Origin of the sequence: Streptomyces sp. NBC_01478, from assembly GCF_036227225.1 — a bacterium.
GTDB lineage: Bacteria > Actinomycetota > Actinomycetes > Streptomycetales > Streptomycetaceae > Streptomyces.
Genome location: NZ_CP109444.1, coordinates 10,613,943 through 10,631,942, shown reverse-complemented (window position 1 = coordinate 10,631,942; position 18,000 = coordinate 10,613,943). Strand labels below are relative to the sequence as shown.

The 18,000-nt window shown below is 67.7% G+C and carries 9 protein-coding genes; 1 reads left to right on the top strand and 8 read right to left on the bottom strand.

The window, feature by feature from the left end; translation table 11 throughout:
- Nucleotides 1–598: 598 nt before the first annotated feature.
- Nucleotides 599–1,441 carry a DUF4097 family beta strand repeat-containing protein gene (locus OG223_RS47195; protein WP_329263214.1) on the bottom strand — a complete coding sequence of 281 codons (843 nt, stop codon included), beginning with the start codon at nucleotides 1,439–1,441 and terminating at the stop codon, nucleotides 599–601.
- Between the two features lie 1,598 nt (nucleotides 1,442–3,039).
- On the opposite strand from OG223_RS47195, the gene OG223_RS47190 reads away from it, so the two are divergent.
- Nucleotides 3,040–4,329, top strand: coding sequence for a valine--pyruvate transaminase (locus OG223_RS47190; RefSeq protein ID WP_329263212.1), 1,290 nt, complete (start codon nucleotides 3,040–3,042; stop codon nucleotides 4,327–4,329).
- 720 nt (nucleotides 4,330–5,049) lie between these two features.
- On the opposite strand, the gene OG223_RS47185 is transcribed toward OG223_RS47190, so the two are convergent.
- From OG223_RS47185 to OG223_RS47155, 7 genes are all read right to left on the bottom strand, one after another.
- Nucleotides 5,050–7,035 (bottom strand): B12-binding domain-containing radical SAM protein, encoded by a 1,986-nt coding sequence (locus OG223_RS47185; RefSeq protein WP_329263210.1) that lies wholly within the window; start codon nucleotides 7,033–7,035, stop codon nucleotides 5,050–5,052.
- Nucleotides 7,036–7,164: 129 nt separating this feature from the next.
- Nucleotides 7,165–7,428 (bottom strand): phosphopantetheine-binding protein, encoded by a 264-nt coding sequence (locus OG223_RS47180; RefSeq protein ID WP_329263208.1) that lies wholly within the window; start codon nucleotides 7,426–7,428, stop codon nucleotides 7,165–7,167.
- A gap of 3 nt (nucleotides 7,429–7,431) precedes the next feature.
- Nucleotides 7,432–9,066, bottom strand: coding sequence for an AMP-binding protein (locus tag OG223_RS47175; RefSeq protein WP_329263206.1), 1,635 nt, complete (start codon nucleotides 9,064–9,066; stop codon nucleotides 7,432–7,434).
- A 66-nt stretch (nucleotides 9,067–9,132) separates the two neighbouring features.
- Nucleotides 9,133–9,933 carry a thioesterase II family protein gene (locus OG223_RS47170; RefSeq protein WP_329263204.1) on the bottom strand — a complete coding sequence of 267 codons (801 nt, stop codon included), beginning with the start codon at nucleotides 9,931–9,933 and terminating at the stop codon, nucleotides 9,133–9,135.
- Nucleotides 9,934–9,970: 37 nt separating this feature from the next.
- The gene (locus OG223_RS47165; RefSeq protein ID WP_329263202.1) at nucleotides 9,971–11,317 is read right to left on the bottom strand and encodes a lysine N(6)-hydroxylase/L-ornithine N(5)-oxygenase family protein; all 1,347 of its coding nucleotides are present in this window, start codon (nucleotides 11,315–11,317) and stop codon (nucleotides 9,971–9,973) included.
- Nucleotides 11,318–11,568: 251 nt separating this feature from the next.
- The gene (locus OG223_RS47160; RefSeq protein ID WP_329263201.1) at nucleotides 11,569–14,802 is read right to left on the bottom strand and encodes a non-ribosomal peptide synthetase; all 3,234 of its coding nucleotides are present in this window, start codon (nucleotides 14,800–14,802) and stop codon (nucleotides 11,569–11,571) included.
- Nucleotides 14,803–14,880: 78 nt separating this feature from the next.
- A complete protein-coding gene (locus OG223_RS47155) occupies nucleotides 14,881–18,000 on the bottom strand; it encodes a type I polyketide synthase (protein ID WP_329263199.1) in 3,120 nt (1,039 codons plus the stop codon).

The window sequence follows — 18,000 nt, the reverse complement described above, 5'->3', positions numbered from 1 at the left end:
AACGCCGAACAGACCCGGCGAATGACTACACCCCCAGCTCGAACAGGCGCCTTTGCAGAGGCGCGGGCCCCGGAGGGCGGGGGATTTCCTCTCCGGAGCCCGCGCGGACGGCACCGATGAACCGACGGGGGACGGCATCGGTACCGCGATCGTGACTTGCGCCCAGTTCGTGGTGCCTTCAACTGTCACGCCTGATCCCGACACCGTCTGCGCTCACCGGTGGTGGGCAGCGTGATGTGGAGGACCGGAACTTGGGCGCCAGCCGTTCAGAGGGAGCGTCATCTTCGCTCTGCACGTCAGTGGTGATGGGGACGCGAACTCAGATTGCCATGTATGGCGGTGAATCCAATGGCGCCAGCATGGCACCACATTGGCTCTCGCGCAAGCCTGGTGCTTGCCAAGCACTAACGGGGGACAAAGCCCTGATCGGATGAACGCAGCCGAGCGGAAACGAAGCAACGCTGACGCCATGAGTGTGGCGGTGTGGCACTACGTCAGTCTCCACTGGCCCCTTGGAGGGCGGGCCTGATCGACTGCGCGACAACGCTTCTCATACGGTCACGAACACCAGGACGTCAGTCATCGGTTGCGACGGGGCTCATTCCCCGTCGGGATGTTTCACCACGACGTCGCCGATCACGGTCCGGGCCTGGACGCACACGACCTCTTCGGCCTGCTCGCACGCATTCAGGAGTGACAGTGCCGTATAGACGGTGCCTGCGACGGAATCGAGAGACAGGTGTGCACGGCTGGCCTCGGCCACACCGACCCGGATGCTACCGAATGTGGTGGAGGCGACCACGTTTCCTTGCGCCACCTCCCCAACATCGATGTCTCCTTGTGTTGTTCGGGCCTCCACGTCGGCGTACGCTCGGCCGATCCTGATGGCCCCCTTCTCCGCATGCAGACAGGCGATACCGCGCGCCTCTTTCACGGTCGCGTCACCCTCGCCCTTCGCACTGATCGTGGTCCTGCCCTCGACCAGGCCCAGATTGACGTCGCCCCGGTCCGCCGTTGCCTCGACAGCACCGGACGCACAGTCGACCGCGATGTCACCGAGGGCGGCGGCCAGTTGCAGACTGCCAGTGCGGTGGAGCCTGATGCGCCCCAGACCCGTGCTGAGCCGGCACTCACCCAGCTCTCCCACCGCGAAAAAGTCCGCCACCATTCCCCGGCCATGCACGCTTGATCCGGTTGGCACAGCTATCACCACGATGACCGCGCCGACGTTCCCAGCCAGCTCCGGGACGTTCACGAGCAGCCGACCGTCGGCGTAGCCGATACGCAACTGTGCCGCGGTCTGTACATCGTCCTGGTCGTCGCTGTCGCACGGATACACCTCGACCAACGTCTCCGCGCGGTCACTCGCAACGATCCGAACCTGGCCGAACGCCAGCCTGAGCGCCACCCGGACAGGTGAGGGGGTGTTGTACGTCGGCATAGCGGGCCGCCTTCGGGATGTCTGCGGCCGCCGGCCTGGTGCGGACGGCAGCCCGAACGACGCAGGTCTTCGCTTCACCGGGGGTTCTCACTTCCGTCCCCGGGGTGCGAGCGACCGGGGCACGGGCCCGTACTGCCGGGTATTGCAGTGGATCCTGACCCGCCCTCAACACGGCGGACACCTCGCCCTTCGGCCTCGCCGTGCGCGCATCGTGTCGAACTGCGCATCCGGAATCCGTCTGCCGTGCAGGCTCCTTCCGGCATCGGCCCGGAGAACGTCGATGGGGTACCCACCGTTCGGGCGCGAATGCCTTCCGACACCACGCGATGACACGGTAGCCCCACAACGGAACGTGCACGCATGCAGAGGCCTGGAACTCCAGGTAGCAAGAAGCGGAATCGGCCACGGACGCTCGGGCGTCACCGTGACGGTCGAGATGTAAGGGCCGGCCCGGGACGCCCGCGAGATCGGTACGTTCACGTGGTGCAGGAGATGAAGCAAGGTCCTTCCCCTGGACGACATGGGAAGCGTCATCCCCGGCGAGGACGGACAAGGGGCAGTCCAGCGTCGGACCGGAACCGCACCGACAGGCCTCGGTAACCCGGCAGTCGGTTGCCCGCGAAAATCACGCTCAGCCAAGTTGGTAAGTAGCGTACGGATCCCCTGCGACGCTCTCGGGCGATGAGATGACGCCAAAGTCGGGGCAACCTGTGTTCCGTTACGGAGCCGGTCAGCGTCGGCCCAGCCGAACAGTTGCCGCTTGAACAGCTTCACCTTGCCGTTCCGGCCATCGTCGAGTCTGTCGGAATGACGCGTGAGCCCGCCGTTCGCCTCCCGCGCGGACGGACTTCGGCGGTGCGACCCTCCGCTGGTGGAGAAGGGGCTCGAACGGATCGAGAACACTGGGCAGGCCGGTCCGACCGCACGACCAGCAGTTCGTCCGCGGTGGCCACGTGCGCCAGGCGGCGCTACGGGCCAGGCCGAGAGCCGACGGGCAAGGAGCCGCAGGCCCATTCCCTGGTCGAGTACGGCGTGGACGTCCGCATCATGTGCCCGCAGTCGGCCGAGCAGAGCGCGTTACCGAGTGCCCGTCATTTCGACGGCCTCGGCAAGCGCATGCGGGATGGTACTGATGGGCCGTCAGAGAGGTGTCTGCTGAAACGGCCCGGTTGGATGGCATCTGAGTGGCCAACGGCCGCTTCGCCGTGGTCCCGCTCTTCCTGTTGTTCTTCGTCCTCAAGAGCACGCACCGACCGGAATCCGCTCCCCCGTTGGACGATCCTCCGCCGGTGTCAGGGACAATTCCCGACCCGTGGGACTGTCCCGCCAGCGGGACAAGGCAAGTTCGCCGGCGGCTTGCCCTCCTGGTGCCGGCACTGTCTTGACCAGCTGATCCGCTTCCGTGAACGTGGGGGTGTTTTCACGACGTCAGAGGCGCAGCGGGGTGAGGACGAAACGACGTGGGACACGCCGGCAGGGGCGCCGCGCCGACGGGATGCACTCCCACCACGCCCAGGAGGCGTTGACACAGCGTCGAGCTCTGAACCGTTTGCGCCACAACCGCCTCGCTCGCCGGCCGCCGGCAGTGACAGGAAAGGATGCCTCCCGTGGAGTTGTCCCGGTCCGGAACTAAAATGGCCAGTCTGTCAGGGCTTCGGCTCATCATGGATGACATCGCCACGACCACTGGCTCCGCCACTGGAACGGAGTGGCTCAACCTCGGCATAGGCAATCCCGCAGCCATACCCAAGGTGATGGACACCTGGCAACGGATGACCACCGAAGCGCTGGTCGCCTCCTTCGGAAATGTCAGCTGCCGATACGGACCGTCACGCGGACTGCCGGAACTCGTCGACGCGATCGCCGACTATTTCAACAAGCGCTACGGCTGGAGTATCGAGCCGCGCAACATCGTGGTGGGTCCCGGCAGCCAGATGCTCTGTTTCATCGCCGCGGCGCTCTTCACCGGGGCGGGCGCGACCCGCGACACCAGGCTTGTCCTGCCGATGACCCCCGACTACACGGGCTACCAAGGCCTTTCCCTAACGCCCGGTGGAGTCACGGGAGTTGAGCCCGTCTTACACCTCCAGGACGACCGGTCGTTCCGCTATCTATTTGATCTGCCTAGCCTTGAGGGGCTGACGGACGTCGGGCTCATGCTGCTGTCCAGCCCGAGCAACCCGGCCGGCCGCTGCGCGTCACACGACGAGATACAGCGGCTTGTCGCTGCCGCCCACAGCCACGACGTGCCGCTCGTGGTCGACAACGCGTACGGCGCTCCTTTCCCCGCCATCGGCGGACCATCGACAGCGCCGATCCGGGACGAACACGTCATCAATGTCTTCTCCCTCTCGAAGGCCGGACTTCCAGGAGAGCGCCTGGGCTTCGCCATCGCCGATGAGCAACACATCGACCCGATCGTCTCGTTCTTGTCCAACTCAGCGCTACACGCCCCTCAGTTGGTCCAGTCGACGCTGACTCACGCGCTGCGGTCCGACGTCCTCGACATGCTCGTCGCATCGGTCATCGGCCCCTTCTACGCCGAGCGCAGGAAATTCGTCGAGTCGCTGCTGGCGGAGACCCTGCCAGAGGACATCGCCTGGCACTTGCACGCCTCCGAGGGCGGCATGTTCTGCTGGGTCTGGGTGGACGAGGAGTGGTTCGACGACTTGCGTCTGTACGAGACGCTCAAGCGCAGGGGCGTTTTCGTCGTGCCGGGAAGACATTTCTTCACCGACGCCGAGCCCAGCCAGAGCCTCGGCCGCCACGCCCAGCAGTGCTTCCGCATCAGCATCACTCCCGATCCGGACACCATCGCTGCCGGAGTCCAGGTCATCGCGTCGGCGCTCGACGACATGCGCGCCGAAAGCATCGGAATATCGCAGTAACCACTGCAAGCCTGAGAATACTCACGTCATCACATGCGACCTGAGAATTTTCATGGATCAGGACGCCGAGTCGGTCCCGACACAGAACCCGGGCGTTCTTCCCTGGAGCGGGCAGATGCCGGGCCCGGCAGGCGGCGGCTTCTGCAACTCCCGATGCCGACGGCGCGTCCGGCGTTCCGTGACCGCGATCGTGTGAGGGACCCGGACTCGCGCCCTGAGGATCCCGGTCGCCGCGAGCACGGCTACGAACGTATCGGTGAACTTGGCGTCCCGGCCTCGGAAGAGGAGCTTGAAGTCGACGGCTGGCCCGCGCGAGGACGCCACAGTTCGGGAGCGCACTGCGGGTGGGCCAGCTCCGCGGGACCTGTCGGCGTGCCAGGCCGACAGGTCCCGTGGGGGCACGACGAAGCGCATCCTGGGCGGGTGACTGCCTGTCAGCAGCTGGGCCCGCGCGGTCGAAAGACGGCCCAGCGATGATCACGGCCCGCCGGCCGTCCAGCCATGATCCATTCGACGGCCCTACAGGCCGAGGGCACGACCCGGCAGTTCGTGCCCCACAGGATCACGGCCGAGTGGCTCTGCCGGGTGACTCGGAGCAGCCGAACGCCCGCGATTCCGCCTACTCCGATCGGGCACGTCCAGCACCGTCAGCGTGGCCTTGAAAGACCTCACCGCCGGAGCACATGACCCCGCATGCCCGACCGGACCATGGCAGCAAGGTCAGCCAACTACCGCACCCTCCACGGCGTCAGGTGCGTGAGCCTCGACGAAAGGCAGGATCTCGCGAAAGCGCAGTACGGTGCCGTGACAATAGTTGGCGTTGTGCTCAAGGCTCCGCTGCGGCATGTAGGGCATCTTCTGCCGGGCATGGTGGTTGATCCGCAGCTCGACCCGTCCTGATACGGCGTCGCCCTGTACGTCGGCGTCGAGCATCTCGCGCTCGGTCAGCAGCCGGGCCAGCTCGGCGGAGACCTCCACGATAAAGGTCTCCGCATCGCCCAGGCCGTGCACAGTGACCTCCGTGAACTCGTAGTCCGGGACGCTCACCGGTTCGCGGTAGATGTAGGGCCGTGCCAGCAGGTCCATCTCGAACGCCTGCCGGGCCATCGGGTCCGACCACCACTTCTGGGTCGTGACGTAGTCGACCAGCACCCTGTCGAACTCCTCACGATGGGTGCTGAGGATCATGTGCCCGATCTTTCCGCTGAGGAGCACGTCGTAGTTCGTCAGGTCGGCCAATGACGTGGCGATGAGGTGAAGCACCTCGGAATCCGTCTGTTGCCGCATGAAACGCGCGACGCTGTCGAACAGATCGCCGTAGGAGACGATGCCGGCGGCATCGAGATAACCGGAGAGCAGGAACAGGCCACGCATGTTGTAGATCGTGTGCATTGCGTGGTAAAGCCAGTACGCGTCGCGGCACTCCTCCTTCGACACCCAGTTCGTGGCGACCACGACCTCCGCCTCGGCCACCTCGCTCGGAACGGGTTCCGTGGTCAGGCCGTACTGTTCCACCTGGTTGTACATGGGAGTGTTGTGCAGGAGAAGCTGCGGATAGACGATGACGGTGTCGGCGTAGGACCGGCACAACTTCGTCAACCCGTCCTTGAACGACTCGGGGGTCTCGCCCGGAAGCGGCCAGATCAGTTCGACATAGGAACTGATCTGCTTTTCCCTGAGCGTGCGCTGAAGCTCGACGAAGGTCTCCTCGCGGATGTTGGACCGCTCGATGAGTTTGAGGGCCTCGGGGTTCAGCGTCTGGAGCGAAATGGGCTGCGTCACCATGAGGTCGCCGCGTACGAAGATCTCGGTGATCTGCGCCATGCGTTCCGGCCGGTTCTTGGTGGCCGCCATGTAGACGACCAACGGGTAGCCGACTTCCTTCTTGCGTTTCACGATGTGCTCGGTCATCTCCACGTCACGGGGTGACTGCCCCCAGTTGGCGTCGGCGATGAACAGTCCGGAGAGCCCGTTCTCGGCGATCCAGTCCAGCTCGGCCCTGATCCGTTCCTCCTCGAACTTGATCACCTTCGAGTTGGTGGCCGCACCCCAGTAGCAGAAGGTGCAGCGGAAGGGGCAGCCGCGGTTCGTCTCCAGGATCCCCATGCTGAACTCGCGGCCGTCGAAGACGCCGGTGAGGAAGGGCGAGGGAATTTCCATGAGATTGCTGATCCGCGGTGCGGGTTCCGTCGTGACGAGCTCGCCGGCGGACCAGAAGCTGAGACCGGGGACCTGGTGCATGTCGGGCGTCGGGCTGTTGAGCTGCCTGAGGAACTCGACGGAGGTGCGCTCCCCTTCCCCGTTGCACACATAGACGTTCTCCGGCTCGCCCGCGAGGTAGGTGGCGGCGTGGTTCATCACCTGCGGTCCACCGAGCAGGTAGTGGGCCTGCGGCTGCCGTTCCCGCAGTTCCCTCAGCAGCCAGCTGACCAGCTTCATGTTCCAGATGTAGCAGCTGAAGGTATAAACCTGTGCGTATTTCCCGGCCAGTTCCTCCAGGAGCTTGTGCCGGTCATCGGTCACCGGGTAGGAAACTATTTCGAAGGAATGGGTCGACCCGACTTCGACGTCCTCCTGCGCGCACGCCTGAATGTAGCCAGACGCGAGCGGCAGGATGTTCTCGTAGGTGGGAACCTCCACGAGCACGACTTTCCTGCGCTCCTGGTGGCTGCTCCCGGTCCTTATCGGGATGTTTTTGATGAGCATTCCGGACCTCCGCCCCGAATCCTGTGCCGTCAGCTTGTCGATTTACGTGGGTACGAAAGGTGCAACGGCTTTTTCTCGCGGACTCCGGCCTGCCGTTTCACAGACATCCGTGCGCGTTCCTGCCGGGCGCTAGGACGCGGGCGTCCCGGCCTGGTCGGTCAGCAGATCGATGCGTTCGGCCAGGCCGGCGAGAACCGGCGTGTCGATCAGGACGCGGACCGTGAAATCGATCTTCCAGAATCGGCGGGCCTCCAGAACCACCTTGGTGGCCAGCAGAGAGTCCCCGCCAAGACTGAAGAAATCCTGGTCGCGCCCGACCTTGTCCAGTTTGAGGACGTCGGCCCAGATCGTCGCGAGCTGACGTTCCGTCTCCGTCTCGAAGTCGCCTTCCATTGCCTACCCCTTTCCGCGCTGGCGGTTGTGCTGTCCATGGCCTTGCAGGTGAAGGTCCGCGAGGGTCTGGGCGACCGCCTTGCGGTCCGCTTTGCCGCTCGGTGTACGTGGCAGTTCCGGCAGTACGGTGATGGAGATCGGTACCGATTGCCTGGGCAGCAGTGCGGTCAGGTCGGCCAGCGCCCGGTCGGCATCGAAGGCCGTTTCCTCGCCGTCGACCGTGACGGCGGCCCGCAACTGCCGTGAACCCTCGGCTATTTGGAGCGGCACGCACACCGCTTCCGTGACACCCGGCTGTGCCAGCAGACAGGCGTCCACCTCCAGTGGGTTCACCCGGATTCCGCGGATCTTCACCTCGTTGTCGGCGCGGCCGACGTAGTGGATGACGTCGTCCTCGACACGCACCAGGTCGCCTGTACGGAAGGCCCGGTTGCGGCCGGGGTGGGCGAGGGCGACCGGGATGTAGCGCGCAGCCGTGAGATCGGGCTGGTTGAGGTAGCCGGCCGAGAGCGGCAGGCCCGCCACCAGCAGCTCCCCCACTGCCGGTTCGGCCTCGTCGACCGGCTCGACGATCAGCTCACAGCCCGGCAGCGGGCTCCCGATCGGCGGCAGCGTCGGCCACTCCTCGGGCGGCCCGGTCAGCGTGTACGCGGTGACCATGGCGGACTCGCTCTGGCCGTAGTGGATGTTCAGCCGGCAGCCGGACAGGCGCCGGAAGAAGTCCTTTACGGTCGGCGTGCAGACAAGTTGCTCGCCGCCGATGTTGACCTCCCGGAGCGCGAGACCGTCCAGCGACTCGGCCGCGGCGGCAACAGCGGTCAGCATGTTCAGGGCCACGTACGGCAGAAACAGGCGCTCGATCCGCTGCTCCGCCAGCCAGTCGAGCAGGGCGATCGGGTCGCGGCGCAGCGGCTCCGGCATGATCACCAGCGTTCCCCCGCCGCCCAGGGTGCCGAGGACCTCCTGGAACCACACGTCGAAGTTGAGCGGTGTGAACTGGGCGGTGCGCAGGTCCGGCCGGACCGAGTGGCTCCGCTGCCATTCCGCCATGTTGTCGATGCAGCGGTGCGGCAGTACGACGCCCTTGGGGAGGCCCGTGGACCCGGAGGTGTAGATGATGTAGACGGGCAGGTCGGCCTGGCACGCGTGCCGCGGCACGGCTGTGTCGTCGGGCGCGGTCGCCGTCGTCCGGTCCGGTGCCGACGGTATGGGCAGGGACGGCACGCCGGTCGCGAACTCGGGCTCGGGGCCGGCGAACAGCAGCAGCTTGGCGCCGCTGTCGGTCTTCATGTGCTCAAGGCGCCGCACCGGGTAGTCGGCGTCGAGCGGCACATACGTGGCGCCCAGACGCACGGTGGCGAGCATGGCGGCCACGATCGCGGCGCTTCGTGAGCCGGTGATCGCCACCCGGTCGCCGGGACGGATTCCGTGGTCCACCAGGAGCGTGGCGATGTGCCCGATCCACCGGGTCAGGTCGTGGTACGTCACTTCTTGGTCCTCGTCGCGGACCGCGACAGCGCCCGGCCGCGCCGCCGCCGTCACGGCGAATGCCTCCAGCAGACACGGCGGATCCGCCGGGCCGCCCCACAGCGAGGAGTGCGGACGGGACACGGTCGCCGTTGTCGATTTACCTGCCATCTGCCATCCCTAGGCCAAGGTCGCTCATGAAACCGCCGTGCAGGTGGGTTCCCGGGAGTAGAACGATCAGACCGTTTTCCCCATGGCGTCGAAGGCGTCACGAGGTGGTCCTTGTGCGGAACTCTTCATTTCCGGTATCTCGCTCAGGTCCGCCAGCAGTGTGGCCTCTTCGAACCTGAGATAGAAATGCCCGCCGGGAAATACCCGGAGCCGGAAGTCGCCGTGTGTCAGTTCCGCCCAGCGGCGCATCTGTTCCGGGGTGACTTCGGAATCTTCGTCACCGGTGTAGCCGTAGACCGGGCATTCGAGCATGGGACGGGGGCCGCCGGAATAGTCGTCCACCAGGTGATAGTCCGCGCGGACCGCGGGGAGCACGATCTCACTCAGGTCGGAGTCCGCGAAGACCGCGGCACGGCTCGCGTCGAAGCTCACGACATGGGCGATGATCTCCTCGTCCGTGCCGGAGATCATCTGCCGGCCGGCCAGCGCGTGGGTGGCCCGTCTGCCGGACACGCACAGGGCGGCCGGCGGACAGCCCCATTCCTGGAAGCGCAGCGCCACCTCATGCGCCACCGAGGCCCCCATGCTGTGGCCGAACAACACCAGCCGGTGCCGCGTCAGTTCGCCGAGAGCCTCGGCAATCTCGTCCGCGAGGGCTTCCAGCCTGGGCGGGAACGGATCGCCGAACCGGTCCTCGCGGCCCGGGTACCGGATGGCGAGCACGCCGATGTCCGAGGGCAGCCCCAGAGCCCAGGTGCGGAACGCGCTCGCTCCGGCGCCGGCGGGCGGGAAGCAGACGAGTTTCGTCTCGCACCCGTCGTCGTCGCGGTAGCGGCGTACCCACCGCTCTTCCACCGGGCTCCTCATCGCGAGGCCCCCTTTCCGTCGCGGGCTTTGCGGGTGTTCAACGGGTGTCCCCGCCGACCTCGGCGAGGACGGCCTGCTCGACGTCGTGTCCCGCGCGCCGGGCGGCGATCGAGTCGACGATCTCGCCGCTGCGTACCGCGATGTTCGACAGCAGCGAGGAGGTCAGGCCGTGGGTGTGTTCGGTACCGCCCTGGAGATAGATGCCGCACCGGGCCTCGGGGGCGGTGACGATGCGGTAGTCCCGCTCCACCCGGTACCGGCCCGCCTCGTCGCGGAGGCAGAGGCGGTCGAGATCGCCGAGCAGGCCCGTGGGCTCCATGGCCTCGTATCCAGTGGCGCAGACAAGGGCGTCGAAGTCGAGTTCGGACACCTCGGCGTCGGGGCCGCCCTGGAGGGAGACCCGGGTCTCGGCGCCGACGCGCTTGACGCCGGTGATCCGCGTCAGGTTGAGGAACTTCAGCCGGCTGACGCCCCGCACCTCGTCGTCGTACGACCTGCGGTACAGATCCCTGATCACGTCGTCGTCGACGACCGAGTAGTTGGTGTTGCGGTGGTACCGCCAGAACGCCTCGCGGGTCTGCTCGGTGCCGAAGTAGTAGTCGTCGACGGCCTCCAGGTCGAAGACCTGGTTGGCGAAGGGGGTGTCGTCCGCGACGGAGTAGCCGTACGACGGGATGACCGACCAGACCTGGGCGTGCGGGAGTTCGTCGTACAGGAACCTGGTGATCTCGGCGGCGCTCTGTCCCGCTCCGGCCACCGCCACCCGGCGCAGCTCCCGGGGGTCCATCCGGCGGTACTTCTCCAAGAACTCGGAGCTGTGCCACACGCGTTCGTCGCGCTCGGTTCCCTCGGGCATGCTCGGGACCAGGCCGGTGGAGATGACCACGTTCCGTGCCTCGACCACGCGGCCGGCCCTGCCGTTGGCGTCCGCGACCTCCAGCCGCAGCCGGTCCGACAGCTCAGGGACGGCGCCACGCGGCAGCCGGATCGACGTCACGTCCGAGCCGTAGGCGATGCGGTCGGCCACCCGGGCCTGCGCCCACTCCAGGTACTGGTGGAACTCCTGGCGGGTGGGGAAGAAGTCCTGGTTGTTGACGAACTGCGGGAGCCGCCCCGACGCGTGCAGATAGGCGATGAAGCTGAAACTCGACGTCGGATTGCGGAAGGTAACCAGGTCCTTGAGAAAGGATATCTGCATGGTCGTCGTCGGCAGCAGCATGTTGCGGTGCCAGCCGAAAGTGGGTTGCCGCTCGAAGAAGAGGGCGCTGATCTCGTTTTCCGAATCAGCCGCCCCGTGTTCTTCCAGAGCGATGGCGAGCGAAAGGTTGGACGGACCGAACCCGATGCCGACCACGTCGTAGATCTCGTGTTCACGATTACCCATAGAGAATTCTCCCGCTGGCATGGCTGCACGGTGCACTGTTCGCATCTTCGACCGGTAATCTTCCGCTCCAAGAAACTCCCACGTCCAGACGGGTTGGCATTTTCATCGGTCGCGCCGCCAACGTAGACCCGGCACCGCGAGTAATTCAAGGTACGTCCGTGCGGTCAGTGCATTTGTGTCCCGCCGGCGGGACACAAATGCATACGTACACCAGACATTTGTTTGCGACTTGATTGCCGCACGACGGACGCTCAGAGGACTTCGCCCGCTTTCGTCCTTCTGCGCAGGGTCGGCCTGCTCGACTTCGCGAGGTCCTTCCACCTGTCCGACAGACCGGCGACGGTGCGGGCCGCGAACAGGGTTCGGATGGACACCTCCAGTTTCAGCTCGGCCCGGATCAGACCGACCAGTCTGATCGCCCGCAGCGAGTTGCCGCCGAGGTCGAAGAAGTCCGCGTCGATGCCCACCCGGTCCAGTTGGAGGACGTCGGCGAAGGCCTCGACCAGGACGCGTTCCGTGTCGTTGCGCGGTGCCCGGTACCGCCCGCCTTCGAACACAGGCGCCGGCAGCGACGCGCGGTTCACCCTCCCGCCGACCGTGACCGGCAGGCGTTCCAGCAGCACGAACGCCGAGGGGACCATGAACTCGGGCAGGCGTTCCGCGGCGAACCGGCGCAGTTCCGCGGCCGTGAGGGCGGTCTCGCGGTCGCGCACGGGAACCGCGTAGGCCACCAGCCGACGCTGTCCGGTGTCGTCCTTCCTGGGGACCACCACTGCCTGTGCCAGCCCGGGGTGCTCGGACAGCGCCTCCTCGATCTCGGCCGGCTCGACCCGGACACCACGGCTCTCGGCCTGTACGTCGGCCCGCCCCACGTACTCGACGAGGCCGTCGGTGCGCCATCGCGCCCGGTCGCCGGTCCGGTACATGAGCCCGCCGGGTGGACCGAATGGGCAGGCCACGAAACGCTCCGCGGTCGGCCCCGGTCGCCCGGGACGGCCGCGTGCCACGCCTGGTCCGGCCACATACAGTTCTCCGGTCACGCCCTCGGGGACCGGCGCCAGGCCCGGTCCCAACACGTAGCAGGCGGTGCCGTCCGCCGGGCGAGCTACCGCGCCGGGGGGCCGTACGGGTTCGTCCGGGTCCAGCCGGTGGGACACGGCGAAGACGGTCGTCTCCGTCGGACCGTGGCCGTTGGCGATCGTCACCTCGGGGCAGGCCTCCCGGACCCGTCGCACGGCGGCGGCGGACACCCGGTCCCCGCCGGTCCACACCTCGCGCAACCCGGCGATCCACTTGGGGCGTTCCGCCGCGATCGCCGAGAACAGGCTCGGGGGCAGCCACATCGCGGAGACCTCGTTCGCCGCTCGCAGCTCGGTCAGCGTGTCGAGGTGCGGCTCGCCCGGAGGAGCCACGACCACCTGGCCGCCACTCAGGAGCGGCAGCCACACTTCGAGGGCGAGCGCCTCGGAGGTGGGCGGCGCATGCCACAGCACGATGTCGGGCCTGCCTTCGAGCGGGGTGTGCTCCATGACGAGCCGCTGCACGTTCCGGTGCGTCACCCCGATTCCGATGGCCGCGCCCGTCGCCTCGGAGCCGTACAGCACGGCCAACAGGCCGTCCGCGTACGGCGGGACCGGTGTCTCCCGCACGCCGTCGCCGTCGTCGCCGGGATCCGGCCTGATGTCGTCGAACACGACCGCCGGGACCTCCAGCTCGGCGGAGAGCGCGTCGGCGGTCACCGCGTCGGTGAGCAGCAGACGTGCCCCAGCGTCCTTGACCACGGGCCTGATCCGCGTCGCCGGTTGCGTCGGGTCGATGGGCAGGTACGCCCCGCCCGCTTTCGCCACTCCCAGCAGGGCCACGACCAGGTCCGCCGATCGAGGCAGCGCCACCGCCACGACCGTCTCGGGTCCGACCTGCCGTCGTCGCAGCACCCGGGCCAGCCGGCTCGATCGCTCGTCCAACTCCTGGTACGAGAGCGCCGATTCGCCGGACAGCAGCGCGACGGCTTCGGAGGCTCGCGCCACCTGACGGGCGAACAGCTCCGGCACCGTCAGCCCCGGGACGCCGACGTCGTCCGGTGTCCTCAGCACCCGGTCCCGTTCGGCGCCGCTCACCACGTCCAGCGCACCGACCGGCAGTTGTGGGCCGGCGGCCAGCAGGGCGCGGAGGTACGCCATCAACTCGGTGCCGATGAAGCGGAGTTCGGCGCCGGAGTACAGAAGCGTGGGGGCGTCGAGCCGGAGGAACAGGTCACTGTCGGCGCTTCCGTCGGTGTGCACGCCGACCGAGAGCTCGTCGAAGGCTCCGATCGTCGCGCCGATGTGCCGCGCCGGTCGGCCGGCGAAGTGGAGCTGCTCTGCGAAGTCGACGACGTTGATGACGGTGCCGAAACTGCCGCGGCCGTTGAGGACGGTTCCGGCGGCTCGCTGGATGTCCGAGTAGTGGCAGGCGGTGTGACCGAAGATCTCGTACGTCTCGTCGAGCACCGCGTCGGCGATCCCGGCGAAGGTCGCGTCGAGCGGGACCCGCACCCGCATCGGCACCACGTTCACGGCCACGCCCGGCGTTTCGGCGGCCGCTCCGGCGCGATTGCCCACGGCCAGCGAGAGGAGGAACTCCGGTTGCTCGCAGCGGTGCCGCACGAGCACCGCCACGGCCGCGGCGAGGAGCGACGACATCCACACGCCCATGGACTTCGCGGCTTCGGTCCAGGTGTCCGCCTCGGCACGCGGGACGGTCAGCGTGCGGCTCGCCATGCCGATGGAGTCGGCCAGCTGCGACCAGCGGTCGGCGCTGCTCAGGGGTTCGCCGAGCGCGGTCCGCGTGCTGTCGGACAGGGCGACGCGCGGGAGCTGGGCGGGCGAGGGCGGGTCCGTCAGGTAGGTGCGCCAGAACTCCGTGTCGTCGGTGAACGTCTCCGAGGTCAGGTATTCGGCCCCCTGGGCCGCGAACGACTCGACGTCCCACAGGTGTGGCAGTTCCGGTATCCGCTCGCCCCGCACCAACGCCGTGTACACCTCGGCGAGGCGCCCGGACAGCAGGCCGCCCGCGCCGTATCCGTCCGACACGAGGTGGTGGTAGGCGATCACCACGAGGGAGCGGGTCGGCGCGAGGGCTACCACGCCCAGCCGGAACAGCAAATCGCGCTCCAGGTCGAACGGCCGGCCCACCAGGTCTGCGAGCGCCTCACGGGCCGCCTGCTCGGGATCGGCCGCGTCGCCGACATCCATGAAGAACGGCCGCCAGTCCCCCAGTTCATGGGGAACCTGTCGCAATTCGCCGTCCTCTTCGACGAAGTTGACGCGCAGTACTTGCGCTTCCTCCAGCACGTGCCGGAATGCGGATTCCATGGCCGCGGCATCCAATTCGCCGTCCACATCCCACAGGAACATCGCGTGGTTCAGCGTGTCGGGAGACATTTTCTGCGCCAGCCACAGCCCTTTTTGCGCGGACGACGTACTGAACGAACGCACACAGATCATCTCCTCAACGAAGAACTCACGGTGTCCCGTCGACGGGACGGCCCTACAGGGGTGGAAGGCACCCGGAACACGGTGGGATCACTGCCGGTCGCGGTCGGCCATCGAGGTCGCGATGTGCACGGCGACCAGTCTCGGTGAGGGGTATCGCAGCACCAGATTGGCCCGCAACTTGAGCCCGGTCGAGGCCGCCAGACGTTTACTCAGTTCCACCGAGAGCAACGAGTCGAATCCGCTGTCCTTGAACTCCAGGTCGGGGTCGAGGATTTCATCGGAGGACCGGCCAAGCACGACCGCGACCCTTTCCAGGACGTGGGACAGCACGAGTGCCCGCGCGTCGCCCTCGGGAAGACCGGACAGCCGCTCCGCCAGAGGAACGGCCTGGTCATCATCCACGGAAGGCTCCGTGGCGGCCACCTCCGGTGCGGCCGCCGTAGGCGCGGAGGTCAACCAGTACCGCTGTCGCCGGAACGCGTACGTCGGCAGGTCCACCCGCCTCCGCGCACCGAAGAGGGCGTCCCAGTCCACGGACCCGCCCCGGACGTGCAGTTGGGCCAGTGAGCCGAGCACGGCCGCGACCTCGCCCCGGTCCCGCCGCGACGACGACAGGACCAGCGCGTCGTCGACCTCCTCGACCATCTCCTGCACCGGGACGGCCAGCACGGGGTGCGGGCTCATCTCGACGAACACCCGGAAGCCGTCGTCGACCAGGCGTCGGACGGAGGACTCGAAGAGGACCTTCTCGCGCAGATTGTTGTACCAGTAGGCGGCGTTCAGGCCCGCGGTATCGATTTTCTCGCCGTACAGAGTGGAGTAGAAGGGCAGTGCCGAGGTTTTGGGGTCGACGTCGGACAGCGGTCCGATCACCTGATCGCGGACCCGCGTCACCTGGTGCGAATGCGAGGCGTAGTCGACGGATATGCGCCGGGCCTGTGCGCCTTCGGCTTTCATCTTCTCGACGAATTCGTCGAGTGCGTCCGGTTCTCCTGAAACCACCACCGAGCGGGGTCCGTTGACGACGGCGACGCTCAGCCGCTGGTGCCAGGGAGTCAGACATGCCTGCACGAGATCCGGGGACTCCGCGACCCAGGCCATCCCGCCGTGCCCGACCAGACTCACCAGGGCCCTGCTGCGCAGCGCCACGATCTTGGCGGCGTCGCGCAATGACAGCGCACCGCAGACATGGGCAGCCGCCATCTCGCCCTGACTGTGCCCCACCACCGCGGCCGGTTCCACACCCCAGGACCGCCACAGGGCGGCCATGGACACCATCACGGAGAACAACGCGGGTTGAACCACGTCCACCCGGTCCAGTGTCGGCGCCCCTTCCACGCCGTGCACGACATCGAGCAGGGACCAGTCGACCCACTCGGCCAGTGCGGCCGCGCAGTCGTCGAGGCTTCGGGCGAAGACCGGAAAGGCGTCGTACAGCTGCTGGCCCATGCCGACCCACTGCGATCCCTGCCCCGGGAACATGAAGACCGTGCCACCGAGGTCCCCCGCCACGCCGCGGACCGTACCGACGGACTCCGTGCCCTCGGCCAGCGCCGCAAGGCCGCTCAGCAACTCGTCCCGGCCGCGCCCCAGCACCACCGCGCGATGCTGGAACCGCGACCGGCTCGACACCAACGACCAGCCGGCGTCGACGACATCGAGATCCTCGTCTGCGGCGGCGAAGTCGCGCAGTGCCGCCGCCTGCCGCTCCAGGGCCGCCGCGCTCCTGCCGGACACCACCCAGGGCACCAGTCCACCGACGACGCCCGGGCCCGGACCGTGTGCGTCCGTCCGCTCCAGGGGCGATTCCTGCTCCAGGATCACATGCGCGTTGGTGCCGCTGACTCCGAACGACGACACCGCGGCCCGGCGCGGTCCGTCGGTCGGGGGCCAGGCACGCCCCTCGGCCAGGAGTTCGACCGCACCGGAGGACCAGTCGACGTGGTGTGAGGGGGTGGCCGCGTGCAGGGTCTTGGGCAGGAAGCCGTGCCGCAGGGCCATCACCGTCTTGATGACACCGGCGACTCCGGCCGCGGCCTGGGTGTGGCCGATGTTCGACTTCAGGGACCCGAGCCAGAGGGGCCTGCCCTCGGTCCGGCCTTGCCCGTAGGCGGCCAGCAGTGCGCCTGCCTCGATGGGATCGCCCAACGCCGTTCCGGTGCCATGGGCTTCGACCAGGTCCACCTCGGCGGGCGTGATCCCGGCGTTGGCCAGTGCCTGCCGGATGACCTTCTCCTGGGCGAGGCCGTTGGGCGCGGTCAGTCCGTTGCTGGCCCCGTCCTGGTTCACCGCGGTACCGCGGACGACGGCCAGGACCGGGTGGCCGTTGCGGCGGGCGTCGGACAACCGCTCCAGGAGCAGCACGCCCACCCCCTCGGCCCAGCCGGTGCCGTCGGCGCCCTCCGCGAAGGACTTGCACCGGCCGTCGGGCGACAGTCCGCGCTGCCGGGAGAACTCGACGAAGATCGCGGGCGTCGACATCACCGACGCCCCGCCCGCCAGCGCGAGGGAGCACTCCCCCGAGCGCAGTGACCGAACGGCCAGATGCAGGGCCACCAGCGACGACGAACAAGCCGTGTCCACGGTCAACGCGGGCCCGGTCAGGCCCAGTTCGTAGGCGACCCGGCCGGAGGCCACACTCAACGCGCTGCCGTGCAGCAGGTAGCCCTCCAGCTCGTTCTTGCTGCCCTCCAGGAAGCGTGCGCCGTACTCGGACGAGCTGGCCCCCGTGAAGACGGCGACGTCGGTACCGCGCACCTCGGCGGGAACGATGCCCGCCCGCTCGAAGGCCTCCCACGAGGTCTGGAGCAGCAGGCGTTGCTGCGGATCGATCGCGAGCGCGGCGCGTGGGCTGATGCCGAAGAAGTCCGCGTCGAAGTCGGCCACGTCCGTCAGGAATCCGCCGTGACGCGTGTACGAGCCGCCGACCGTGTCGGGATCCGGGTCGTACACCTCCGGCCAGCCGCGGTCCGCCGGGAACTCCCGCACCATGTCCTGGCCGTCGCGGACCATGTCCCACAGGTCCTCGGGCGACGACACGCCTCCCGGGTAGCGGCACGCCATGCCCACGACGGCGATCGGCTCGCCACGGCCCGCCTTCAGGGCCTCGTTCTCGTGCCGGAGGCGGTCGCGTTCCTCCAGCAGTGTGCGGAGCGCCCGTTCGACCCGGTCCCCGCCCTCCGCCGTACGCTCCGCGGAGTTGTTCAT